16 protein-coding genes and 1 riboswitch are annotated in these 24,289 nt (G+C 63.9%); of the genes, 4 read left to right on the forward strand and 12 right to left on the reverse strand.

The window, feature by feature from the left end; genetic code table 11:
- Window positions 1-55: 55 nt before the first annotated feature.
- Window positions 56-913, reverse strand: coding sequence for a hypothetical protein (locus KI611_RS10195; RefSeq protein WP_226419706.1), 858 nt, complete (start codon window positions 911-913; stop codon window positions 56-58).
- 293 nt (window positions 914-1,206) lie between these two features.
- Window positions 1,207-1,367: riboswitch (FMN riboswitch) on the forward strand.
- Between the two features lie 85 nt (window positions 1,368-1,452).
- Between KI611_RS10195 and ribB the strand changes: the two genes are divergently transcribed.
- A complete protein-coding gene (gene ribB, locus KI611_RS10200) occupies window positions 1,453-2,112 on the forward strand; it encodes a 3,4-dihydroxy-2-butanone-4-phosphate synthase (RefSeq protein ID WP_226419707.1) in 660 nt (219 codons plus the stop codon).
- Window positions 2,113-2,178: 66 nt separating this feature from the next.
- Here the strand turns inward: ribB and KI611_RS10205 are convergent, their stop codons facing one another.
- Entirely contained in the window at window positions 2,179-2,673 is a 495-nt protein-coding gene (locus tag KI611_RS10205) for an RNA methyltransferase (protein WP_226419708.1), read from the reverse strand.
- 45 nt (window positions 2,674-2,718) lie between these two features.
- Window positions 2,719-3,366, reverse strand: coding sequence for a phosphatase PAP2 family protein (locus KI611_RS10210; protein WP_226419709.1), 648 nt, complete (start codon window positions 3,364-3,366; stop codon window positions 2,719-2,721).
- Between the two features lie 282 nt (window positions 3,367-3,648).
- Between KI611_RS10210 and KI611_RS10215 the strand changes: the two genes are divergently transcribed.
- Complete coding sequence (locus tag KI611_RS10215; protein WP_226419710.1) at window positions 3,649-4,248, forward strand: DUF4202 domain-containing protein; 600 nt, start codon at window positions 3,649-3,651, stop codon at window positions 4,246-4,248.
- 71 nt (window positions 4,249-4,319) lie between these two features.
- Here KI611_RS10215 and KI611_RS10220 read toward each other — a convergent pair whose 3' ends face one another.
- Complete coding sequence (locus KI611_RS10220; RefSeq protein WP_226419711.1) at window positions 4,320-6,908, reverse strand: chemotaxis protein CheW; 2,589 nt, start codon at window positions 6,906-6,908, stop codon at window positions 4,320-4,322.
- A 314-nt stretch (window positions 6,909-7,222) separates the two neighbouring features.
- On the opposite strand from KI611_RS10220, the gene purL reads away from it, so the two are divergent.
- Window positions 7,223-11,152 (forward strand): phosphoribosylformylglycinamidine synthase, encoded by a 3,930-nt coding sequence (gene purL, locus KI611_RS10225; RefSeq protein WP_226419712.1) that lies wholly within the window; start codon window positions 7,223-7,225, stop codon window positions 11,150-11,152.
- A gap of 71 nt (window positions 11,153-11,223) precedes the next feature.
- On the opposite strand, the gene KI611_RS10230 is transcribed toward purL, so the two are convergent.
- Window positions 11,224-11,571: a CZB domain-containing protein gene (locus KI611_RS10230; protein WP_226419713.1), complete on the reverse strand. Its 348-nt coding sequence runs from the start codon at window positions 11,569-11,571 to the stop codon at window positions 11,224-11,226.
- 152 nt (window positions 11,572-11,723) lie between these two features.
- Entirely contained in the window at window positions 11,724-12,044 is a 321-nt protein-coding gene (locus tag KI611_RS10235) for a DUF2917 domain-containing protein (protein WP_226419714.1), read from the reverse strand.
- A gap of 144 nt (window positions 12,045-12,188) precedes the next feature.
- On the opposite strand from KI611_RS10235, the gene KI611_RS10240 reads away from it, so the two are divergent.
- Entirely contained in the window at window positions 12,189-13,634 is a 1,446-nt protein-coding gene (locus KI611_RS10240; protein ID WP_226419715.1) for a PLP-dependent aminotransferase family protein, read from the forward strand.
- A 539-nt stretch (window positions 13,635-14,173) separates the two neighbouring features.
- Here KI611_RS10240 and KI611_RS10245 read toward each other — a convergent pair.
- The 6 genes from KI611_RS10245 to KI611_RS10270 form a co-directional block, all read right to left on the reverse strand.
- A complete protein-coding gene (locus KI611_RS10245) occupies window positions 14,174-15,574 on the reverse strand; it encodes an efflux transporter outer membrane subunit (protein WP_226419716.1) in 1,401 nt (466 codons plus the stop codon).
- Window positions 15,575-15,592: 18 nt separating this feature from the next.
- Window positions 15,593-18,688, reverse strand: a complete 3,096-nt coding sequence (locus KI611_RS10250) for a multidrug efflux RND transporter permease subunit (protein ID WP_226419717.1) — start codon at window positions 18,686-18,688, stop codon at window positions 15,593-15,595.
- Complete coding sequence (locus KI611_RS10255; protein WP_226419718.1) at window positions 18,685-21,777, reverse strand: MdtB/MuxB family multidrug efflux RND transporter permease subunit; 3,093 nt, start codon at window positions 21,775-21,777, stop codon at window positions 18,685-18,687. The genes KI611_RS10250 and KI611_RS10255 overlap by 4 nt, the downstream gene beginning before the upstream one ends.
- Before the next feature lie 9 nt (window positions 21,778-21,786).
- Complete coding sequence (locus KI611_RS10260; protein ID WP_226419719.1) at window positions 21,787-23,265, reverse strand: MdtA/MuxA family multidrug efflux RND transporter periplasmic adaptor subunit; 1,479 nt, start codon at window positions 23,263-23,265, stop codon at window positions 21,787-21,789.
- A 135-nt stretch (window positions 23,266-23,400) separates the two neighbouring features.
- Entirely contained in the window at window positions 23,401-23,829 is a 429-nt protein-coding gene (locus KI611_RS10265) for an ExbD/TolR family protein (RefSeq protein ID WP_226419720.1), read from the reverse strand.
- 28 nt (window positions 23,830-23,857) lie between these two features.
- The gene (locus KI611_RS10270) at window positions 23,858-24,283 is read right to left on the reverse strand and encodes an ExbD/TolR family protein (protein ID WP_226419721.1); all 426 of its coding nucleotides are present in this window, start codon (window positions 24,281-24,283) and stop codon (window positions 23,858-23,860) included.
- Window positions 24,284-24,289 lie beyond the last annotated feature (6 nt).

The following is a 24,289-nucleotide window of genomic DNA, read 5'->3' on the forward strand; positions in this document are numbered from 1 at the left end:
GCAAAGCACCCATGCCGCAGCGGGCATCATTCGCCTTCGCCCGGCTGGCGTCGCCTCAACTGGCCGGCGTTGTGCCCGAACTGGCGGCGTAGCGCTCGCTGACGAAACTTTCGATGGCCTGCAGGAAATTGTTGCCGGTGAGATTGCCGGCCAGCTCGCGCGCTTTGTTGAGGAACTCGTATTCGCCGATCCCTGCGGCCTTGGCCAGACCCAGCCAGATCGATTGCGGGAAGGTCGTGGTGGCGCTTTCCGGCATGCTCAGATCCGTTTCTTTCCAGCGCTGTTTCCACTTGTCGGGGATTTCTCCCGCCAGTTCCTTCTGGATCTGCGCCACGTTGGCCATATCCTTTTTCAATTGCTCGGCGTCGCTGAGCGGCGCTGCCGTCGGCTTCGGGGTCAGCCGGTCCATGGCCGAGGCGATGTCGACCTCGCGTTGTGCATCCGCCATCGTCATCGGCGTTTTCCAGCCTTCGGTCTGGACGGCCTGGATCAGGCGAACGTAGGGCATCAGATTCGTCATGCCTTCGCTGTTGGCGGAGCGGGCGGCGTGCATGTCGCTCTTGATCTGCGCCAGCAGCGCCTCGTTTTCCGGCAACAGCGGCAGGTTGCCCATGCCCGGCGTCGTGCTGCTGCCGCTGATGCCTTTATTGGCCTGCAGCCTGGCCTGGGCCTCGTCGAGGATGTCCTGCGGGAAAACCTTGTTCAACTCGGCCAGCGCCGCCTGGCGGACGGATTCCGGGACGGCATATCGTCCCTGCGTGGCGGCCGCCTGGCGGGCTTCCGCCGAGATATTCACCGTCGTGCTGGCGGGCTCGGTCGATGTGTTCTGCTGGCTCACCGGGTTGGCGCTGGCCGCATTGCGCAGCGCCGTGGATGTGCCGACGCGCGCGGCGTTCCCATAAAAAGATGTCATGGCTGTAATGCTCATTGTTTTCCTCCCCGCAAAATGGTCTGGCGTTCGGCTGATGCTGCAGCAATATCAGTGCCATGCCGCAGGAATGCCCGGTTTTCGGCGCTAAGCCTTGATCGGCAAGGGAGATAGCCGGTAAGGCGAGGGCGGTGCGGTAACGGTGGCCGGCAATTTTTCCGGTAGACCGGAAAAAATCCCCGGTTTCAGCGGGCGGGCAAAAACATCGAAACCTGCTGATCTGCCGGCCGCTTTTGGCCTTTCCAGCTCGACCGGCGCCGTCCCGGCGCGTATCCTTGCCGGGTCTTCAGGGCGGGGTGCAACTCCCCACCGGCGGTAGGCGGTCATGCAAATGGCCGCGAGCCCGCGAGCGCCGCAGTCGTTTTCGGACGATTGCGGGTCAGCAGATTCGGTCCAATGCCGAAGCCGACGGTGATAGTCCGGATGAGAGAAGGCAGCGATACCCCATGGTCTCCGCAGGGAGAGTCATGGGTTTTTCTGCATCCCTGAAACGCCTCTTTCACGTCTTTTTTCAGGAGCGTTTCATGTACCAAAATAGTCTCAACGACTCTTTCGAGTCAGCCGCCAAGCTTGGCGAAAACACCGTCGAATTGGCCATTGCGGCGATTCGTGCCGGCCAGCCGGTAATCATGCTCGACGATGACGACCGCGAGGACGAAGCCGATCTGGTGATGGCCGCGCAGCACGTCACGGTGCCGTGGATGGCCCGCTTCATCCGCGACTGCAGCGGCATCGTCTGCCTCTGCCTCGATAACCGCATCGCCGACCGTCTCGAACTGCCGCCGATGGTGGCCGACAATACCAGTCGCCACGGCACGCCCTTCACCGTCTCGCTGGAAGCGCGGCACGGTGTGACGACCGGCGTTTCGGCGGCCGACCGCGCCGTCACCGTGCTGCTCGCCGCGGCCGAGAATGCCCGCGCCGAAGACTTCGCCCGGCCTGGCCACATCTTCCCGTTGCGTGCCGACGACCGGCGCGTGCATGGCCGACGCGGCCATACCGAAGGTTCGGTGCTGATCGCCGAACTGGCCGGCCTGCGCCCGGCGGCCATCCTCTGCGAACTGATGAACGAAGACGGCACGATGCTGCGCGGTCAGCAGGTCCGCGATTACGCGGCGCAGCACGGTCTGGTCATCGTCTCGGTGGCGGCGCTGGCCGATTACACCCGCGCCGGCGGGGCGTAGGCGGGAAAAGCTGAGCGTTGGTGCCGACCGTTTTCCGGTGGGCACCAACGGTCGGCCTGTGTTGCGTCAGGCGGCCGTGCTGCGAAAGCCGCTGGCCTTCAGCATCCGGTCGTAGAGCACGACATTCACCGTGGCCGCCAGGTTCATGCAACCGTGCGTCGGGATGTAGATGATGTCCTTGCACCAGGCGGTCACGTTCTTTTTCAGGCTGCCGTCTTCCGGCCCGAAGATGTAGAACGCCCGCTCCGGATGGCGATATTCGGTGAGCGGCTTGGCATCCGGGTGGATCTCGATGGCCACCGGGACGCAGCCGAAGGGGATGACTTGCTGCAGATCGTCGACGCCGATCAGCGGCAGTTGCAGATGGACCTGCTTGGTGTCGGTGCGGAATTCGACGGCGCGCTGGTAGCGTTTGCCGGTGTAGAAGACCGTATTGACGCCATAGCACCCGGCCGCTCGCATGATCGAACCGACGTTCTCGGGGCCTTTCGGGTTGTACAGCCCGATGCACGAATAGCCGGTGTAGTCCTTGACGGCCTGGTTTCTGCTGATGGTTTCCATTGATTTCTTTGTGGGAGCGGGGTTTTAGCGATTCGGGGCAAACGATTACGGTTTTTTCCCCAGCACGCGATGCGGCAAGGATAGCCAGGCGGCCAGCAGGCCGAGGGCCAGCCCGCCGGCGACATCCAGGGCGACATGCTGGCGGGTGGCCAGCGTCGAATAGACGATGCCGATGCACCATGCCCAGTTGCCGGCCAGTATCCATAGCGGCCCGCCAAAGCGGCGCAGCAAGCGATGCAGCCAGACCCCGGAAAAGACGGCGGTGGCGACATGCAGTGAAGGGCAGGCATTGCCCGATGCATCGATGCTTTTCAGGAAATTCAATTCGGGAAACTGGCTCCAGTCGACATTGGCCGGGGGAACTGCCGTTGGCCAGAAGTAGAAGGCGAGCAGCCCGACCAGGCAGGTTGTGCCGATGGCCGCGCCGTAGAGCCACAGCTCGCGTTGCGTTGCCAGTAAGGCCGGGGGGAGGGAAACATAGACCCACATCGAGACGTAGATCGGAACGGCCAGCGGTTGAACGCCGATCAGGCCATCAAGCCAGGTGACGGGCATCAGCGTTGGCGGAGAAGCCGGGTTCTTCAGCAAATAGAAATAAACGTTGAAGAACAGGCTGATGAAAATAGTCGTGCCGATACCCTTGAGATAGAAATGTCTGAACAGCACCGCCGCCATTTGCCGGTGCCAGGGCATTGGCGCTTCCGCAGGGCCGGCGGCCGTCGCGGCGCGGCTCATGCATGGGCCTCGCGCAAGGCGACAAGACTCAGATTCGCGGCTGCTGTCATGCCGCTTGCCCGTTCGTCTTGCTTGCTGTTGCCCACGTCTTCAATGTCCTTCCGATCTCTCCGGCCAGGCCTTATGGTAGCACCGGGTAAACCGCAGTTCGCCGCCGCCTGGAGATTTGGTTACCCTGTGCGCACTCGGCTAGTGCTGGAATCAGCGCAAGCAAACCCATGCCCCGCGATGAGAGATTCGATGATTGCCAACCAGGAACGTTTCAACCAAGCCATTGCCCTGTTCGATGCCGCCAACGCCCAGGACCCGAACCAGGACGAGGGCCAGCCCAAGGAACTGCGCTACGCCCAACGGATGACCGAGATGATCGGTCGCTTCGCGCCGGAAGCCAGCGAAGTCGCCCAGCTTGCCGTACGCGCCCAGCACATCGAACGGTGGACGGTACCGCGCAGCAGCTATCCACTCGGCAAGCCGGGCTATTTTGCCTGGCGCACCGGCCTCTACCGCTTGCATGCCGAGACGGCCGGCAAGCTCATGCAGCAGGCCGGCTACGACGAAGCGACCATCGCGCAGGTGAAGAGGGCGGTCGGCAAGCAGGACATCAAGACCAATCCCGACACGCAGCTGCTGGAGGATGTCAGCAGCCTCGTCTTCCTCGAACACTACATGCTCGGTTTCGCCGGTCAGCACGCCGAATACAGCGAAGAAAAGTGGCTCGATATCGTCCGCAAGACGTGGAAGAAAATGTCCGGCGAGGCCCAGGCCTTCGCGACGAGCGGCGGCATCACGTTGCCGGAGCCGCTGCTGCCGCTGATCCTGAAAGCGGTTGCCGGCGACTGAGGCGACAGGGGGGGGGCGCCCAAACAGCGCAGCCCCGACACCCCGGCAAAATCGTTGGGTCTTGCGTCGGTTCAGTTCATCTCGGTCAGCGCCACCAGCGTATCGCCGGGTTCCGGCAGGCAGCGACAGCCGATGCGCTGACACAGGCGATCGACGGCGATTACCGAGAGCATGCCGTGGCGGTCGCCGGCGCGGCGCATGCCATCGACCACGCCGATGGTCAGCGAGTCGGTCTCGAAGGTGACGTGGCTGACCGGCTGGATTTCCTCGCGGGCGACCTCGGGAATTTCTCCCAGTTCATCGACCAGCAGGCCGATGCAGGCTTTGTTCTTGGTCCGGACGACGACGATCTGGCCGGCCTGTTCGGGAATCGGAGCGCCCGGCGTCAGCAGGCGCTGCAAATAGAGTATGGAAATCAGCTTGCCGCGATACATCTTGACCCCGGCCAACAGGTCGTTATTGCCGCCGAGGATGGGTGTCATGTCGTCGGTGCCGATCGCCTCGGCGACGTCGCTGGCCGGAATGCCGAGCCACTGCGCGCCGACGTAGAAAGTGGCGATCTCGATCGCATCGCTGCCATTGCCGACCCGGCGGCTGCGCCCGTTGGCCGAAATCGAAGCGGAGCGCCGGGCGATTTTCTCGCTGGCGCTGGCCTGGCCGAGCGGCAGCAAGGTCAGGGCGAGTATCTCGTCGATCTGGCCGTCGCTGGTCTTGTATTCGCGGTAGCCGGCCGACATGGCGGCGCCCAGCGCGTAATAGTCGCCGGCGAGCAGGATGATGTCGGCGCTGTGTTCGCCGTGTTCGAGATGGCTTTGCACGCTGCTCAGCGGGAAGGTGCTGCCGGCCGGGTAGCGCGGGTCGGTGCTGGCCAGCACCTTGCCGTCGCGCTGGGTGAACAGCGCCATGCTGTCTTTCGCCGGCTGGCCGTTGGCGCCGTGTGGCAGCGCGTCGTCGAGCATGGCGGAGATCTGCGGCAGGCCGTCGAAGACGATGGCGATGCCGCCAACCACCCGGTTGCCGTCGGGAGCGCGCACGGCGGCGCTGTAGATGTAGGTCGGGCGGTTGCCGTAGAGCGGACTGGGCGCGAAGCGGGAAAAGACGTAGCCCTGTGACGAGGTGAGCGCCAGGCAGCGGCCGACCCATTCCTCGTTGAGATGGCTGCCGACCAGGCCGCCGGCTTCCGGCTTGGAAATGGCGATGACCTGGCCTTGGGCGTCGAACAGGATCAGGTTGTCGTACACCGTGTACAGGCCGTTGATGTAATGCAGGATCTCGGCGCAGCGCGCGGTGCCAGCGGCATCGGGGTCGGCCAGGACGCGGCGGAAGGTGGCGTTGAGCGCCCACCAGCGGCAGTCGTTGGCGCGCTCGTAGAGGTTGCGGTCCATTACGTCGATGACGAAGCTGGCGCGCGAGACGCCGTTCTGGAGCAGGGCGGCGACCACCGTTTCGTGCAGGTTGCCGATCGACTGCTCGAACACCGCTTGGGTCTTGCGGCCGGTATCGGCAATTTCCCAGAGCAGGGTCTTGGCGAAGGAGGCATTGCCCTGGCCGTTGTCGACCTGGCGCACCGAGCCGTTCCATACCGAGCGGTTGAGGTCTTCCTGGATTGCTTCGGCCTGCTCGGGGATGCGCCGCAGCTCATCGGAAAACAGTGTCGGGTGTTGCGTCACGGCGGCCAGCGCAGCGCCGTCGACGTGGCTGAGCAGGGCGCTGTCGCTGCGCTCGAAGGCGAATTCGAGCGGCAGCAGGCCAAGGCCGAGCCAGCCCGGGCCGGCGTAGCCCTGGTAGCTGTGCGCGGGGCAGCTGACCGCCAGGTATTGCCGACCGGCGAGGCGGAGCAGGGTGCCGTGCGTCGGTTGCCGGCACTGTTCGAGGCGGGTGCCGAGCGGTAACTGGATGGTCGATGAACTGGCCACGACGCGGCCATCGGCATCGAGCGTGGCGAGTAGCGAGAAATCGCCGTCGCCGATCAGCTTGGCGAAGACGCCCTCCATTTCGTCGGCGAGGCGAAAACTCAGCGCCAGCACGCCGAGAAACGCGCCGTTGTCGCTGGCGACGCGATAGGCGTAGAGCAGGTGTTGGCCGGCCGGCAGGAAATCGGCCGGGCCGAAATATTCGACATAGGGCGCGGTGGTCGTGCGGGCCTCATCGAGCAGCCGATGGCGGCTGGCCGCGGCCGGATGTTCGCCGAGCCGGGCGGCGATGCTGCCGTCGGCGGCAAACAGCACGATGTCGGAATACACCGAGTATTTGTCGACATATTCGCGAAAGCGCTTTTCCATCAGGTCGCGCCTGCCGCTACCGAGCAGGAACTCGCGGATGTCGTCGTCGGCCGAGAGAAAACCGATGTCGGCCGTGCGTTCGAACAAGTTGCGGACCAGGATATCGATGCTGCCCTGCGTCTTGGCGCGCAGGTCGGCGACAGCCTTGCGCCGGGTTTCCTGGCCGAGGTGGTTGAGCAGATCGCCGGTCAGGCGCTGGAAGGCTTCGCGCGTCTTCGCCATCTCGGTGGCCGAGCCGGTCAACTGGCCGAGCAGGCTCAGGATGTCCCAGGCGCCCTGCAGGTTGCCCAGTCCTTCGCGGTAATCTTCGACGCCCTGCATGTGGCGGATGATGCCGGCCAGCGACTCGTCGATCTCGATGCCCTTGTAGATTGCCATGCAAGCCGTCCCCTGTTTGCCGTGTCTGGCGGGAGGCCTGCACGGGGTTGTTGTATGTTTTGCGGTTGATGAATCTAGCAATAGTCATGCCGAAATAGGAGCGCTGCTCTGCCTGGCTTTTCACTGGATGAGGCGGGGAAATGTCGGTTTTGTAACGTCGGAAAGATGACAGTGTCAGCCCCGGTCCGTCGGCGTCGGCTTCGGCAGAATTGACCGGCCAAACTGACGGGACGGGAAGCGTGGCTCGCTTGCCCGGCGGCTCGGTTGCCTCGGGTATAATGCCGGCCTCTCCGCCTAACCAGACCCCACACCCAATGGCCGACATTCTTTGCCTCAAGGGCGACGCCGCCTTTTCCGCTTTTCGTCTGCAACGCCTGCAAGCCCGCCTGGTGGCGGCCGTGTCGGACATCGAATCGGTGGTCGCCGATTACTGGCATGTCGTGGCGCAGAAGCGCCCCCTGAGTGCCGACGAGCGGACCAAGCTGGCGACCTTGCTGGAAGAGAAGGCGGCTGGCAGCGATGCCGGCCAACTGTTCCTCGTCGCGCCGCGCATCGGCACCATTTCACCGTGGTCTTCGAAGGCCACCGACATCGCCTGGAACTGCGACCTCGACGCCATCGAGCGCATCGAGCGGGTCGTTGCCTTCCACGTTGTGGTCAAGGGCGGTCGCGCCCTGACGGACAAAGAGAAGAAAATCGTCGCCGGCCTGCTGCATGACCGGATGACCGAATCCGTGCTGGCCGGCTTCGACGCCGCCGGCGAACTGTTCCGCCATTTCGAACCGAAGCCGTTGAATACCGTGGACGTGCAAGCCGGCGGCAAGGCCGCGCTGGTCGAGGCCAACGGCTCGCTCGGTCTGGCGCTGTCCGACGACGAAATCGATTACCTGCTGGATGTTTTCACCAAGGCCGGCCGCAACCCGACCGACGTCGAACTGATGATGTTCGCGCAGGCCAACTCCGAACACTGCCGCCACAAGATCTTCAACGCCTCGTGGGTGATCGATGGCGAAGCCAAGGCCAAGACGCTGTTCGGTATGATCCGCGAAACCCATGCCGCCGCGCCGCAAGGCACGATCATGGCCTACGCCGACAACGCCTCGATCATCGAAGGCGCGACGATCAACCGCTTCTACCCGGATGCCGACCGCGGCTATTCCTACAAGGAAGAGTTGACCCACATCCTGACCAAGGTCGAGACGCATAACCACCCGACCGCGATTTCACCGTTCCCTGGCGCCTCGACCGGCTCCGGCGGCGAAATCCGCGACGAAGGCGCCACCGGTAAGGGTTCCAAGCCGAAGGCCGGCCTCTGCGGTTTCTCGGTCTCCAACCTGAACCTGCCGGATGCGCCGCAACCCTGGGAACACGCCTACGGCCGCCCGTCGCGCATCGCTTCGGCCCTCGACATCATGCTCGAAGGGCCGATCGGCGCTGCCGCCTTCAACAACGAATTCGGCCGCCCGAACCTGACCGGCTATTTCCGCACCTACGAGCAGGATGTGGCCGGCGTGGTCCGTGGCTACCACAAGCCGATCATGATCGCCGGCGGCCTCGGTTCCATCCAGGCCGAGCAGTCGTTCAAGGATGAAACCTTCCCGGTCGGCACCAAGTTCGTGCAACTGGGCGGTCCCGGCATGCTGATCGGTCTGGGCGGCGGTGCCGCTTCGTCGATGACGGCCGGCTCCAATGCCGAAGACCTCGATTTCGCCTCGGTGCAGCGCGGCAACCCGGAAATCCAGCGGCGGGCGCAGGAAGTCATCGACCGTTGCTGGCAGATGGGCAAGAACAATCCGATCCTGTCGGTGCACGACGTTGGCGCCGGCGGCGTCTCCAACGCCCTGCCGGAACTGGCCCACTCGGGCGGCGTCGGCGCCATTTTCGATCTGCGCAAGGTGCCGACCGAAGAGCCGGGCATGTCGCCGGCCGAAATCTGGTCCAACGAATCGCAGGAACGTTACGTGCTGGCCATCCCGCCGAACCGTATCGCCGAATTCCAGGCGATGTGCGAGCGCGAGCGCTGCCCGTTTGCCGTGGTTGGCGAAGCGACCGGCGACGGCCACCTGACCGTCACCGACGACCATTTCGGCGTCAATCCGGTCGATATGGAAATGGAAGCGCTGCTCGGCAAGCCGCCGCGCATGACCCGCGATGTGACGCACCAGCCGGAAAGCTTTGTCTCTTTCGATGCCGCCTCCATTGAATTGAAGGATGCCGTCTATCGCCTGATGCGCCTGCCGACCATCGCCGACAAGACCTTCCTGATCTCGATCGGCGACCGCTCGGTCGGCGGCATGACGGCGCGCGACCAGATGGTCGGCCCGTGGCAGGTGCCGGTGGCCGACGTTGCCGTGACCACGATGGGCTACCAGGGTTACCTCGGCGAAGCCTTCGCCATGGGCGAGCGCACCCCGCTCGCCGTGTTTGACGCGCCGGCCTCCGGCCGCATGGCGATCGGCGAGGCGCTGACCAACCTGGCCGCCGCCGATGTCGGCGAACTGGGCAAGGTCAAGCTGTCCGCCAACTGGATGGCGCCGTGTGGCGTGCCGGGCGAGGACGCCCGCCTGTTCGATACCGTCGAAGCCGTCTCCGACCTGTGCAAGGCGATCGGCGTCTCGATCCCGGTCGGCAAGGATTCGCTGTCGATGCGCACCGCCTGGGAAGATCAGGGCGAGAAGAAGCAGGTCGTGTCGCCGCTGTCGCTGGTGGTGACCTCGTTTGCCTCGGTGAATGACGTACGCCGGACCAAGACGCCGCAACTGGCTGTGGATCAGGGCGAAACCGAAATCCTGCTGCTCGATCTCGGCCAGAACCGCCTCGGCGGCTCGGCGCTGGCCCAGGTGTACAACGCCACCGGCAGCGATGCGCCGGACGTCGACGATCCGGCCAAGCTGAAGGGCCTGTTCGACGCCGTGCAGAAATTGAATCGCGACGGCCTGCTGCTCGCCTACCACGACCGTTCCGATGGCGGCCTGTTTGCCGCCGCCGTCGAAATGGCCTTCGCCAGCCGCCGCGGCGTGACGCTGGACCTCGACGGGATCTGCTACGACCCGCAAGCCGGCGATGTCGATGGTTCCGAAAAGCGTCCCGACCTGCTGGCCGGCCGCGATTTCGAGAACTGCGTCCGCGCCCTGTTCAACGAGGAACTCGGCGCCCTGATCCAGATCCGCCGGGCCGACCGCGCCAAGGTCACGCCGGTGCTGCGCGCCCTGCGTGTGCCGTATCACTTCGTCGGCTACATGAACGAGTGGGACGAAATTCGCGTCATCCGCAATGCCAAGAAGCTGCTGCGCGAAAAGCGCGTCGACCTGCAGCGCGCCTGGTCGGAAACCAGCTACCAGATGCAGGCGCTGCGCGACAACCCGAGCTGCGCGCAGCAGGAATTCGACCGCATCCTCGACGTCACCGATCCCGGCCTGACGCCGAAGCTGAGCTTCGATCCGCAGGACGATTTCACCAAGGTTTACCAGGAACTCGGCGCCCGGCCGCGCGTCGCCATCCTGCGCGAGCAGGGCGTCAACAGCCATTACGAAATGGCGGCTGCCTTCGACAAAGCTGGCTTCGCCGCGGTCGATGTGCATATGAGCGACATCCTGGCCGGCCGCGTCAGTCTCAAGGACTTCAAGGGACTGGTCGCCTGCGGCGGTTTCTCCTATGGCGACGTGCTCGGCGCCGGGCAGGGCTGGGCCAAGACCATCCTGATGCACGACGGTTGCCGCGACGAATTCGCCGCCTTCTTCAACCGCCAGGACACCTTCGCACTGGGTGTCTGCAACGGTTGCCAGATGATGAGCGCGCTGAAATCGATTATTCCCGGTGCCGAGCACTGGCCGGCTTTCCGCCGCAACAAGGTCGAGCAGTTTGAGGCCCGCTTCGTGATGGCCGAGGTGATGGAATCCCCGTCGCTGTTCTTCGCCGGCATGGCCGGCTCGCAAGTGCCGATCGTTGTGTCGCACGGCGAGGGCAGGGCGGTCTTCGACAACCCCGACGACCAGGCCAAGGCGCTGTCGGCCGTGCGCTATGTCGACAACAAGGGCGAGCCGACCGAAGCCTATCCGTACAACCCGAACGGCTCGCCAGGCGGCTTGACGGCGGTGACCACGGCCGACGGCCGGTTCACGATCATGATGCCGCATCCGGAACGCGTTTTCCGAACCGTGCAGATGTCCTGGCACCCGGAAAACTGGGGCGAGGATTCGCCGTGGATGCGGATGTTCCGCAATGCGCGGCGCTGGGTCGGTTGATCGGCTGCATCACCCAATAAAAAAGGAACTCCGCGGAGTTCCTTTTTTATTGCCGGGAAGCCGGAGCGCGCTCAGTTGGCGCGGTATTCCCGCAGTTTGTCGAGCTCGACGACCAGTTGATGCGAGGCTTCGCTGAGTTCGGGAAGCAGCAGGTCGGCGGCATCGCCGAGGCCGTTGTTGCTCAGGCTGACAATATCCCGAGCCAGCGCATGAAAGCGATCATGGACGGCGACCAGTTGCTGGAAGTCGGCCGATTCGATTCCGGCGCCTTGGGCTTCTGCCAGTGCTTGGGCGAGGGTGCAGCCGCAGTGTTCGGATAGCGGCATGTCGGCGTAGTCGCCGCCGGCAAAGGCGTTGATGAACTGGCGTCGCCAGTGATTGTGCAAGCGTATGGCGCCGTCGATATCGATACGCGTCATGGTCGCGGTCTCCAGTGGGTTGAAGGCTGACGAAGGCGGGAATGGCCATCGTTTGCCGAAAACCGAATTATGCCGGAGGAAGGCTTTTTGGGCAGCCTCAGCCTGTGAAATGCGGCTTGGCGAATCTCGCTCAGTGTTGGGGAAATGCTTACTCAGGCCGGACTGGGTGGGTGACGGATGGCGAGCCTGTCCGGGTGTTGTCGCAGAAAGTCCCGCAGCCAGTGCCCGAGCAGGGGCCTGGCACGTGCCTGGATACGGATGCTGCCGTGGCCGATCGCTTCGAGCAGCGCCAGCCCGTTGCTCCGGATACGATGCGATTGGCCGGCGTGCAGGAAAATGTCGCCTGCTTCGCCGGCCACCGTGATCCATACGATGCCGGCGGTGCACACGATCAGCGCGCCGCGGGCGTGGCGAGCGGCCAGCGGCCGGTTTTCGGCGAGAACGAGTTCCCCGGCGTGAAGATCGAATTCCATCGTTGGCTCCTGCATTGGCATGGACCCAGTGTAGGAGTCGGGCAATGAATGATACAGTTGCAATGAAAACAAATTGCCATCAGTACAGTTTGCTATTTTGTTAACTGTGCTGGTTGTTGAGTTAGCCAACTGTATTGGTGTGCCATGTCCGAAGCGATGCTGCGTTATGAAAAGCTGGCTGCCGAACTGGAGGGCATGATGGCTGATGGTGCCTTACGCCATGGCGATCGCCTGCCGTCGGTCCGGCGTCTGTCGGTGGAGCGGCGGCTGTCTGTTTCAACCGTCGTTCAGGCCCTGCGCCAGCTGGAGGATCGCGGGCTGGTCGAAGCCCGGCCGCAATCCGGTTATTTCGTCCGCCGGCCGGGGCCGGCGCGGGCCGAGCCGGCGCAGCGTTCGACGCCGGAAATGGCGGTACCGGTCGATGTCTCGCAGCGTCTGGTTCGCGTCCTGCAGGCCGGCTGCAAGCCGCTGGTCGCCCCGCTGGCGGCGGCATTGCCGGCCGCCGAATTGCTGCCGCTGGCCGCCCTGCAGCGCTTGTATGCCAGCGTGGCGCGGCGCCACCCGAAACTGCTCGAAGGCGGCAGCCACATCAATATGGACGAGCCGGCGCTGGTCCGTCAGTTGGTCCTTCGTTCGCTGGCCTGGGGCGGGCCGCTGGCCGGCGACGAAATCATCATCACCAATTCCTGCACCGAGGCTCTCGGCCTCTGCCTGCGGGCGGTGACCAAGCCGGGCGATACGGTGGCCGTCGAATCGCCCGCCTATTACCTGATGTTGCAGTTACTTGAAACACTGGGCCTGAAGGCGCTGGAAATCCCGACCGATCCGCGTGTTGGTCTGTCGGTCGAGGCGCTGGAACTGGCCACCCGCCATGGCGGCATTGCCGCCTGTCTGCTCGTGCCGAATGCCAGCAACCCGCTCGGCTGCGTGATGCCGGACGAGAAGAAACGGCAACTGGCGGCCTTGACCGCGGCGCGAGGCGTTCCGGTGATCGAGGACGACATTTACGGCGACCTCCATTTCAGCCCGCGGCGACCGTGGCCGATCAAGGCTTTCGACACCTCCGGCAACATCATGCTGTGCTCGTCCTTCTCGAAAAGCCTGACTCCGGCGCTGCGCATCGGTTTCGTCGCAGCCGGGCGTTACCGTTCGGCCATCGCCTTGCAGAAGACCATCACCAGCGGCGCGACCAATCCGATCACCCAGCATGTGCTGGCCGAATATCTCGAATCCAGCGCTTTCGAGCGGCATCTGCGCACGCTGCGCCGCAGTTATGAACGCCAGGTCGACAGCATGCAGGCTGCGGTCAGTCGCTACTTTCCTGCGGCGACCCGGATGTCTCAGCCGCAGGGCGGCTATGTGCTGTGGGTGGAGCTGCCCGAGGAGTTCGATACGACGGCGCTCTACGAGCGAGCCATTGGCGAAAATATCGCTTACGTGCCGGGCGAGCTGTTTTCGCCGAGCGGCATGTATCGCAACTGCCTGCGCCTCAATTGCGGCAATCCGCATTCGCCGGAAATCGACGATGCCGTACGCCGGCTGGGTGCGGTGATCGCCTGCCGAAGTCAGTCGGGGGCAAGGCCGAATTAGCACGCACTTTGAATGTACTCTACGGTAAGTATTCCCTCACTAGAGGCTTGGCCGGGCGATGGCGATTCGTTGTGCGCCCCTGCATGTGAAATTGGTAGCAAACGCGGGATGTGCTACGTTCCTTTCCCTGCTATTCGCCTATGCTCCGCAGCGCCGGTCGCCTGAAGGGCAAACGTGACATTCGTTGGGGGACGGCCGTCCGAACACAAAGCATACCAATCGCTGAATCCGCTACCAGTGCCGCTCAGGCGAGATCCAGACGAGAATACCCGTTACATTCGTGTTTCGACCATTCGTGTCGGAGTCTGAGTGATTGCGATGGGTTGGGCTGGAGTCAGGCGAATATCGTACTGTTTATACCCGGAAGTCAGACGAACTTCATCTGACTTCGGCTGGAAGCTTGAAGCTTCCACTTGAAGTCTTGCCAGGCGATCGGTGAGATTCGAAGGAAGCTCAAACGTTACGCGAGCCGCAGCCGATGAGGCTGGCGGAGAGAAGCAGGGCGGCCAGCCGGATCGGTTTCATTTGGCTGCGCCTCGCTATTTCGAGGATTCGCCGCCGAGCGCCTTGACCAGACCGACGGTGGCGATGAGCTGGCGGTTGAGGATGTCGAGGCTGCTGCGTTCGGCGCTCAGTGCGGCGGCCTGGGCGGTAGCGACGTTGAGGAAGCTGACCGTGCCGGCCAGGTACTGGTTGTTGGTCAGGGTCTGAAATTCGTTGGCGGCGCGTGTGGCGTTTTTCTGGATTTCCTTTTCGGTGGACAGGATACGCAGGGCGGCCAGGTTGTCTTCGACTTCCTGGAAGGCGGTCAGCACGGTTTGCCGGTAGGTGGCGACGCTCCGATCGTGGCCGGCGATGGCCTGTTCCTTGGCGGCCGAACGGGCGCCGGCGTCGAACAGGGGCAGGGCGAGGGCGGGGCCGACCGACCAGAAGCGATAGGGGGCACTGAGGATGTCAGCGAAGCTGCTGTTCTGGTAGCCGCCGCTGGCGCTAAGCGTCAGGCTGGGGAAGAAGGCGGCCTGGGCGACGCCGATCTGGGCATTGGCGGCGGCGACCCGGCGTTCGGCGGCGGCGATGTCGGGGCGGCGTTCGAGCAGGGCCGACGGCACGACGAGCGGCACCTCTGGCAAATTGGGCACGCGGTCGCTGCGTTCCAGAAGCAGGTCGCTCGGCAGCTTGCCGGTCAGCGCGGCGATGGCGTGTTCGAGTTGCGCCCGCTGGATGCCGAGGTCGACGAGTTGAGCTTCGGTGCTCAGCAACTGGGTTTCCGCCTGCGCCACATCGGCCTGGCTGGCGACGCCGGCCTGGTAGCGGTTGCGGGTGATTTCGTGCGAGCGGCGGTAGATGGTCAGCGTGCGTTCGAGCAGGCTTTGCTGGGCATCGTTGATGCGCAGCTGCAGGTAGCTCTGGACCAACGTGGACTGAACGCTCAGGCGGGCAGCGGCGAGATCGTCGGCCGTGGCTTCGGCCGTGCTGATACTCGATTCTAGTGTACGCCGGAGGCGTCCCCAGATATCCAGTTCCCAGGCGCTGCTCAAGGCAACGCGGTCGGTCGTGCGGGTATTGGCAATCGCGCCATTGGTACCGGCGCTCTGCCCACGGCTGTTCGACACGCTGCTGCCGAGGTTCGGGAAGAGCGCCGCCCGCGAACTGCCGATGACGGCCAGGGCCTGGCGGTAATTGGCGTCGGCCGCCAGGATGGTCTGGTTGGCGCCGGTGGCTTGCTGAACCAGCTTGTCGAGCTGTGGGTCGCCGAAGATTTCCCACCAGGTGCTTTGCGTTTCGAGATCGCGTGGCTCGGCGACTTTCCAGTGCTTGGGCGCTTCGCGGAAGGCGCTCGGGGTTTCCACCTTGGGGCGGATGAAGTCGGGCCCGAGGGCGCAGCCGCCGAGCAGGAAGATGGAGGCGATGGCGGTCAGGCCAAAGGGGCGCAGCAGCATGGTGTTTCCGTAGCGAGGTCAGGTCGTTCCGCCGGCCGTCGATAGGCGACGTGCCCGCCAGGCACGGCCCCACAGGCGGAAGCGATCGAGGTAGAGGTAAACGACCGGGGTCGTATACAGCGTCAATAGCTGGCTGATGATCAGGCCGCCGACGATGGCGATGCCGAGTGGCTGGCGCAGTTCGGCCCCGTCGCCACTGCCCAGCGCCAGGGGAATGGCCCCGAAAAGCGCGGCCAGCGTGGTCATCATGATCGGCCGGAAACGCAACAGGCAGGCTTGGTAAATCGCCTGGCGCGGCGTCAGATTGCCATCGCGTTCGGCCTGCAATGCAAAATCCACCATCATGATGGCGTTCTTCTTGACGATGCCGATGAGCAGGATGACGCCAATCAACGCAATGACCGAGAACTCCGTCTTGAAGGCAAGCAGGGCGAGCAGGGCGCCGATACCGGCCGAAGGCAACGTGGACAGGATGGTGAGCGGGTGGATCAGGCTTTCATAGAGGATGCCGAGCACCAGATAGACAGCGATGACCGCCCCGAGGATGAGGATTGGCTGACTGGCCATCGATGCCTGGAAGGCCTTGGCCGAGCCTTCGAAGGAACCGTAGATCGAGTTGGGGACGCCGAGTCGGGCCATGGTTTCGTTGATGGCCTGTGTTGCATCGCCCAGCGAAACACCGGGTGGCAGCGCGAAGCTGATTGTCGAGGCGGCAAACTGGCTCTGGTGGGCGATGGCCAGTGGCGCGAAGGTCTGCTGCCAGCGGGCGATGGCCGACAGTGGCACCTGGCTGCCGGTGGGTGTGATCAGGATGATGTCGGATAATGCCTCCGGGCTTTGCCAGTAGCGCGGCGCCGCTTCCATGACCACGCGGTACTGGTTGAGCGGGTTGTAGATGGTCGAGATCAGGCGCTGGCCAAAGAAATCATTTAGTACCGTATCGATATTGCGCTGGGTCAGGCCAAGGCGGGCGGCCAGTTCGCGGTCGACAACCAGCGAGGTCTGCAGGCCCTTGTCCTGGCGGTCGGTATTGACGTCGGCGAGTTCCGGCAAATCGGCAAGGGCCTTGCGGATCCGGGGTTCCCAGGCGCGTAATCCTTCCAGGTCGTCGGAAAGCAGGGTGTATTGATATTGCGAGTTGCTCTGCCGGCCGCCGATGCGGATTTCCTGGACCGATTGCAGGAACAGGCTGGCGCCGGCGACCTGCGACAGCGGTCGGCGCAGGCGTTCGATTACCTGCTCGGCCGATACACCGCGCTTGCTCAACGGTTTCAGCGAAATGTAGAGTTGGGCTGAATTGCGTCGGCCGCCGCCGGTGAACCCGGCGACATTGGCTACCGCCGGATCCTTGCGCACGATGTCGATGAAGTCGGCCAGCTTTTCCTGCATCGACTGGAAGGAACTGCTCTGGTCGGCCTGTACGTTGCCGCTGAGCCGGCCGGTGTCCTGTTGCGGGAAGAAACCCTTGGGTACGATGTTGTACAGATAGACGTTGAGGGCGACAGCCGAGGCCAGCACTGCCATCATCAGCAGCCCGTGATCCAGCGACCAGGCCAGACTGCGCCGATAGCCCGCGTGCAGGGCATCGATGCACCGGCTGGCCAGGCGCGACAGCCATCCTTCGCCACCGGCATCGTGCGGTCGCAGCAGGCGGGAGCACATCATCGGCGTCGTCGCCAGCGAGACGACCAGCGAAACCAGGATGGCAGCGGCCAGCGTGACGGCGAATTCGCGGAACAGGCGGCCGACGATGCCCCCCATGAACAGGATGGGGATGAAGGCAGCGATCAGCGACAGCGTCATCGAAACGACTGTGAAGGCCACTTCGCGCACGCCTTTCAAGGCGGCATCGAGCGGCGATAGGCCCTTCTCGATGTGACGGGTGATGTTCTCCAATACGACCACGGCATCGTCGACGACGAAGCCGGTGGCCACAGTCAGCGCCATCAGCGACAGGTTGTTCAGGCTGAAGCCGGCCAGGTACATGACGGACAACGTGCCGATCAGCGACACCGGCACGGCGACGGCCGGGACCAAGGCGGCGCGCCGGTTGCGCAGGAAGAGCATGACCACCATGACGACGAGGCCGACCGAGATGGCCAGGCTGGTGCCGACATCGCGTAGCGAGGCGCGGATGGTGGCGCTGCGGTCCTGGGCGACCTCGAGCTTGATGTCCTGGTGGATAGCGGCCTGCAACAAGGGAAGCATGGCGCGCACCCGGTCGACGGTGGCGATGATGTTGGCGCCCGGCTGGCGGCTGACCATCAGCAGGACCGATGGCTTGCCGTTGGTCAGGCCGGCATTGCGGATGTCCTGGGCGCCGTCGCGGACTTCGGCGATATCGCCGAGGCGGATGGCGGCGCCGTCCTTCCAGGAAATGATCGTCGGAATATAGTCGGCAGCGCGCGTCGCCTGGTCGTTGGCGGCGATTTGCCAATTGCGCTCGCCATCGTCGACCAGCCCTTTCGGCCGGTTTACATTGGTGTTGGCGATCGCCGTGCGCACGGCTTCCGGGCTGATGCCGGCCCGCGACAAGGCCTGCGGATTCAGTTCGATGCGCACGGCCGGCAAGGAACTGCCGCCGACATTGACCTGCCCGACCCCTTCGACCTGCGACAGCTTCTGGCCAAGAATGGTGACGGCGGCATCGTAGACCTGGGCCCGCGACAGAACGTTGGAAGTCAGCGACAGCACGAGAACCGGCGAGTCGTTGGGATTGACCTTGCGCAGCGACGGGTTGCCTGTCATGCCGCTCGGCAACTGGGCGCGCGAGGCATTGATCGCCGCCTGGACGTCTTTGGCGGCACCGTCGATGCTGCGGCTGAGATCGAATTGCAGCGTCACATCGACCGCGCCTTGCGAACTGTTTGAAGTAATCTCATTGACCCCGGCAATCGAACCCAATGCCCGTTCGAGCGGCGTCGCCACTGTCGCCGCCATGGTCTCCGGGCTGGCCCCGGGTAGCGCGGCGCGTACCGAGATGGTCGGAAATTCGACCTGGGGCAGCAGGGCGGCAGGCAACTGGAAGAAGGCGGCAACGCCGAGCAGGGCGATGCCCAGCGTCAGCAGCGTGGTGGCGACCGGGCGATGGATGAATCTCGAGGTCAAGCTCACGCCGTTCTCCGTTGCCGTTGCCAGGCCTCGACGCGCTTGGCCAGACGGTCGAAGGCGAGGTAGATGACCGGCGTCGTGAATAGCGTCAACACCTGCGAGACGATCAGACCGCCAACCATGGTGATGCCCAGTGGCTGGCGCAGTTCGGAGCCAACGCCGGTGCCGAGCATCAGCGGCAGAGCGCCGAGCAGGGCGGCGAGGGTGGTCATCAGGATGGGCCGGAAGCGCAGCAGGCAGGCTTCGAAGATGGCTTCTTCCGCCGACTTGCCCTGTTCGCGTTCGGCTTCAAGGGCGAAGTCGATCATCATGATGGCGTTCTTCTTGACGATGCCGATCAGCAGGATGATCCCGATGATGCCGATGATGCCGAGGTCGGTCCGGCACAGGAACAGCGCGAGCAGCGCGCCGACGCCGGCCGAGGGCAGCGTGGACAGGATGGTGATCGGGTGGATGTAGCTCTCGTAAAGTACGCCGAGCACGATGTACATGGTGATGATGGCGGCGACGATCAGCCACAGCGTGCTGGACTGTGAGGACTGGAAAGCCTGAGCCGCGCCCTGGAAGCGGATGGCGATGCTGGGCGGCAGATCGAGTTCGGCCTGTACCTGGCGAATCGCCTTGACCGCCTCGCCGAGCGAGGTGCCCGGCGCGAGATTGAAGGACACCGTGGCGGCGGGGAATTGGCCGATGTGGTTGATGGCCAGCAGGGCCGGGCGCTCGCTGATCCTGGCGACCGAGGCGAGCGGCACCTGGGCGCCGTTGGCGCCAACCAGATAGAGGCTGTTGAGGCCTTCCAGCCCACGCCGGAATTCCGGCTTCACTTCAAGCACGACGCGGTAAAGGTTGGACTGCGTGAAAATGGTCGAAATCAGCCGTTGGCCGAAGGCGTTGTACAGTGCGTTGTCGATTGCTGCGGTGGTGATGCCCAGCCGGCCGGCATTGTCACGGTCGATTTCGACATAGGCCTGACGGCCTTCGTCCTGCCAGTCGCTGGCCACATCGGCCAGTTCCGGCACCTGTTTCAGGCGTTCCTGCAGGCGGTGGAGCCAGGCGCCCAGTTCGGCCGGGTCGGTGCCCTCGACGCTGAACTGATACTGCGTCCGACTGACCCGGCTTTCGATGGTCAGATCCTGCACCGGCTGCATGTAGGTCGTGATGCCGCCAAGGTCGGCGAGCCTCGATTGCAGGCGACGGATGATGGCCGAGTCATCGGCATCGCGTTCGTGCCATGGCTTCAGGCTGATCAGCAGGCGTCCGCTGTTCAACGTGGTATTGACGCCATCGACGCCGATGATCGATGAAATGCTGTCCACCGCCGGGTCTTCGAGGATCGCGTCAACCACACCCTGCTGGCGGCTGGCCATCGCCGAAAAAGAGACGCTCTGGGTGGCTTCGGTGATGCCCTGGATCAGCCCGGTGTCCTGCACCGGGAAGAAGCCCTTGGGAATGGCGATGTAGAGCACGACGGTGAGCACCAGCGTGCCGATGGCGACGGCCAGCGTCAGCGACTGGTGTTGCAGCACCCAGCGCAGGGCCACGGCGTAGCGGGCGATGGTGTGGTCGATGAGGGCGCCGGTAATGCGGAAGAAGCGGCCGTGCTTGTCTTCCGGCACGTGATGGAGCAGGCGGGCGCACATCATCGGCGTCAGGGTCAGCGAAACGACGGCCGAAATCAGGATCGAGACGGCCAGCGTGATGGCGAATTCGCGGAACAGGCGGCCGACCACGTCGCCCATGAAGAGCAGGGGAATCAATACGGCGATCAGCGAGAAGGTCAGCGAGATGATCGTGAAGCCGATCTGCGCCGAGCCTTTCAAGGCAGCTTCCATCGGCGAATCGCCCTCCTCGATGTAGCGGGCGATGTTCTCGATCATCACGATGGCGTCGTCGACGACGAAGCCGGTAGCGATGGTCAGCGCCATCAGGGTCAGGTTGTTGATCGAGAAGCCGGCCAGGTACATGACGCCGAAAGTGCCGACCAGCGACAGCGGCACGGCGACGCTCGGGATGATGGTGGCCGGGACGTTGCGCAGGAAAACGAAGATGACCATGACGACCAGTGCGACGGCAAGGAAGAGTTCGGTCTGCACGTCATGCACCGAGGCGCGGATGGTCGTCGTGCGGTCGGTGAGCAGGCGCAGCTCGACGGTGGCCGGCAGCGAGGCCTGCAATTGCGGCAGCAGTTGCTTGATGCGATCGACCGTTTCGATGACGTTGGCGCCGGGCTGGCGCTGGATGTTCAGGATGATCGCCGGCTTGCGGTCGGCCCAGGCGGCAAGGCGGTCGTTCTCGGCGCCTTCGACCAGTTTGGCGACGTCGCCGAGGCGGACCGGGGCACCGTTTTTCCAGGCAATGATCAGCTCGCGGTATTCGGCAGCCGACTTGAGCTGGCTGTTCGAATCGATGGTCGAGGCGCGAATCGGTCCATCAAAGCCGCCCTTGGCCATGTTGACGTTAGCGTTGCCGATGGCCGTGCGCAGGTCTTCGAGGTTGATGCCCTGCGATGCGAGGGCCTGCGGATTGGCCTGAATGCGGACAGCCGGGCGCTGGCCACCGCCGATGCTGACCAGACCGACGCCGGCGATGCGCGATATTTTCTGGGCGAGACGGGTGTTGACCAGATCCTCGACCTTGGGCAGCGGCAGCGAACCCGACGAAATGGCCAGCGTGATCACCGGCGCATCGGCCGGATTGACCTTGCTGAACACCGGCGGCATCGGCAGGTCATTGGGCAGGAAGGCGCTCGCCGCGTTGATGGCGGCCTGGACTTCCTGCTGCGCGGTGTCGAGGCCGAGGCCGAGCGAAAACTGCAAGGTGATGACCGAAGCGCCGCCGGAACTCGACGACGACATCTGGTTGAGGCCGGCGATCTGGCCGAGCTGGCGTTCGAGCGGCGCGGTGATCGACGAGGCGACAACCTCCGGGCTGGCGCCCGGATAGAGCGTCGAGATCTGGATGGTCGGGTATTCGACTTCGGGCAGCGCCGAAATCGGCAACAGCCGGTAACCGACCAGACCGGCGAGCAGGATCGCCAGCATCAACAAGGAGGTGGCGACCGGGCGCAGGATGTAAAGACGCGACGGGTTCATCGGCCGGCCTTATTCGCCACGGCGTCCGCCTTCGCGCGGTGCGCCGCCACCTTCCGCCGCGCGCCGCTGGCGCCAGCGTTCGCAACGGGCAGCGGCCTCCGGGTCGTTGGCGATGTTTTCCGGGGCACAGCGGCGTTGGCCGCGGCGCTCTTCTCCGGCTACCGGGGGGGCTGCAGTGTCCGCTGGCTTGTCGCCGTTATCTGCCTGGTGTTGGCGTGGCGCCTTGCCGCCAGTTTTTTCGCCCGCCGGAGCCTTGGCATTGCCGGTTGGCGATTCACCGTCCAGGCTCAGGACATCGACCTTGCCCCCGGGCCGAAGGCGATCGGCTCCGTCCACGACCACCTGATCGCCGGCGCTCAAGCCATTTTCAATGGCGATCAATTCGCCGTTTGACGGACCAAGGCGGACAGGGTGCGGGGCGACCGTCTGATCTTCCTTGCTGATCACATAGACGAAACTGCCCTGAGCGTTCCGCTGAATCGCCGCCGAGGCCAGCAACAGGCTACCGGTGCGGGTTTCGACCTTGAGCCGGATATTGACGAACTGGTTCGGAAATAAACTGTTGTCGCGATTGGCGAACTCGGCTTTCAGCTTGACGGTGCCGGTGGCGACGTCGATCTGGTTATCGACGCTGAGCAGTTTGCCGGTCGTCAGCAGCGTCCGTCCATCGCGGTCCCAGGCTTCGACATCCAGGGTTTCGCCGCTACCCAGCCGGTTGACGACATTGCCTACGCTTTCGGCGGGAATGGCGAAAATGGCATGAATCGGCTGCGTCTGCGTAATGACCACGAGGCCGGTAGCGTCTGCCGCGCGGACGTTGTTGCCGACATCGACCTGGCGCAGCCCAAGGCGGCCGGCAGCGGGCGCCGTCACCCGGGCGAATCCGAGTTGCAGGCGGGCATTGTCGACCTGGGCCTTGTCGGTCTCGACGACGCCACGATACTGCCGGACCAGCGCCTCCTGGGTGTCGACCTGTTGCTTGGCAATGGAATCCTTGCTCAGCAGGTTTCGGTAGCGTTCGAGATCGACCCTGGCGGCGGCAAGCAAGGCTTCATCTTTGGTCAACTGGCCGCTGACCTGTTCAAGCTGGATCTGATACTGCCGCGGATCGATTTCGGCCAGTAGATCGCCGGCCTTGACCAACTGGCCCTCACGAAAATTGATCCGGACGAGCTGACCATCCACTCTGGGCTTGACCGTCGCGGTGTTCGAGGCAGTCACTGTTCCCAGGGCACTGACGACAATGTCCAGGTCGCCGAGCCTGGCTGCGCTCGCCTTTACCGGCTGCGGGCGGTTGCCCTGCCGGTCACCGCGCCGCGAACTGCCCGGGCCTTTTTGCTCGCTGCTTGCCGATGATGCCTGGCCGTCGCCGCCCCGACTGTAGTGGACCGCCGCACTGCCACCACCGACGACGAGTACGCTGCCGAGCAGGGCGATGATTCTGGCCCGGCGCGTCAGTTTGATTTTCAGTTTGTCCTTGATGCCCATGAATCTGCTTCCAGTGTTCTTTCCTGCCTGACGAACGACTCCGGCCGAACGCGACGATGCAGAGCGAGGAATTCCCGCTCTCCACCCGGTTCCGGATGACCGCTCAAGTTGGGCGAATGACCGATCTCTTGCCGGTCAGAGGAACTGCTCGGCGCCGACCAGCCCGACCTTGGTCAAGCCATTGCGCTGGACCGACGACATCACCGCTGCAACATGGCGGTAAGGCACTTTCTTGTCGGGGCGGATATGCAATTCCGGTTGTACGGCCTGAGCAGAGGCCGATGCCAGCCGGCTTTCCAGACTAGCCGGATCACTCAGCACTTCGCCATTCCAGAGCACGCTGCCGCCCTGATCGATGTTGATCTTGACGATCTCCGGCGGGGCGCTTGGCGGCGGCGGGTTGCCGACCGGCATGTTGAGATTCACCGAATGAAGTTGGATGGGGATGGTGATGATCAGCATGATCAGCAGTACCAGCATGACGTCGATCAGCGGTGTCGTATTGATTTCCGCCATTACTTCCGGATCGCCGGAATTGCTGCCTGAACCTATGTTCATAGCCATTTGATGTGATTCCTTCTGTTGCCGGCGTCTATTGGCGGGGCGGCGGTTCGGTGATGAACCCGAGTTTGATGATGCCGGCCCGCTGGCTTGCCAGGACGACCTTGCCGACGTATTCGTAAGGGGCGCCGCCGTCGCCGCGAATCTGCACTTCGGGCTGCGGGTCAAGAACCGCCACCTTCTTCAATTCGCTGACCAACGTTTCTTGATCGCCTATTTCCCGCTCGTTCCAATAGACCCTGCCGTTGCCGCCGACCGAGAGATTGATGTTCTCCGGCTTGGTGATGCGCGGCTGGCTGCGCTCCTTCGGAAGTTCCACCGGCACCGTGTGAGTAACGACCGGGATGGTGATCAGGAAGATGATCAGCAAGACCAGCATGACATCGACCAGCGGGGTGGTGTTGATGGCGGAAAGAACCTCGTCCTCGTTTTCCGTCGTGCCGACATTCATTCCCATGGTTGT

It is taken from the genome of Dechloromonas denitrificans, assembly GCF_020510685.1.
Lineage (GTDB): Bacteria > Pseudomonadota > Gammaproteobacteria > Burkholderiales > Rhodocyclaceae > Azonexus > Azonexus denitrificans_A.

Excerpts from the sequence above, each read along its gene's own strand:
- KI611_RS10240 (WP_226419715.1), top strand. The coding sequence starts at position 12,189 with ATGTCCGAAGCGATGCTGCGTTATGAAAAGCTGGCTGCCGAACTGGAG.
- KI611_RS10255 (WP_226419718.1), bottom strand. The coding sequence starts at position 21,777 with ATGAACCCGTCGCGTCTTTACATCCTGCGCCCGGTCGCCACCTCCTTG.
- KI611_RS10195 (WP_226419706.1), bottom strand. The coding sequence starts at position 913 with ATGACATCTTTTTATGGGAACGCCGCGCGCGTCGGCACATCCACGGCG.
- KI611_RS10270 (WP_226419721.1), bottom strand. The coding sequence starts at position 24,283 with ATGGGAATGAATGTCGGCACGACGGAAAACGAGGACGAGGTTCTTTCC.
- KI611_RS10260 (WP_226419719.1), bottom strand. The coding sequence starts at position 23,265 with ATGGGCATCAAGGACAAACTGAAAATCAAACTGACGCGCCGGGCCAGA.
- KI611_RS10215 (WP_226419710.1), top strand. The coding sequence starts at position 3,649 with ATGATTGCCAACCAGGAACGTTTCAACCAAGCCATTGCCCTGTTCGAT.
- ribB (WP_226419707.1), top strand. The coding sequence starts at position 1,453 with ATGTACCAAAATAGTCTCAACGACTCTTTCGAGTCAGCCGCCAAGCTT.
- KI611_RS10205 (WP_226419708.1), bottom strand. The coding sequence starts at position 2,673 with ATGGAAACCATCAGCAGAAACCAGGCCGTCAAGGACTACACCGGCTAT.
- purL (WP_226419712.1), top strand. The coding sequence starts at position 7,223 with ATGGCCGACATTCTTTGCCTCAAGGGCGACGCCGCCTTTTCCGCTTTT.
- KI611_RS10235 (WP_226419714.1), bottom strand. The coding sequence starts at position 12,044 with ATGGAATTCGATCTTCACGCCGGGGAACTCGTTCTCGCCGAAAACCGG.
- KI611_RS10265 (WP_226419720.1), bottom strand. The coding sequence starts at position 23,829 with ATGGCTATGAACATAGGTTCAGGCAGCAATTCCGGCGATCCGGAAGTA.
- KI611_RS10245 (WP_226419716.1), bottom strand. The coding sequence starts at position 15,574 with ATGCTGCTGCGCCCCTTTGGCCTGACCGCCATCGCCTCCATCTTCCTG.
- KI611_RS10220 (WP_226419711.1), bottom strand. The coding sequence starts at position 6,908 with ATGGCAATCTACAAGGGCATCGAGATCGACGAGTCGCTGGCCGGCATC.
- KI611_RS10210 (WP_226419709.1), bottom strand. The coding sequence starts at position 3,366 with ATGCCCTGGCACCGGCAAATGGCGGCGGTGCTGTTCAGACATTTCTAT.
- KI611_RS10230 (WP_226419713.1), bottom strand. The coding sequence starts at position 11,571 with ATGACGCGTATCGATATCGACGGCGCCATACGCTTGCACAATCACTGG.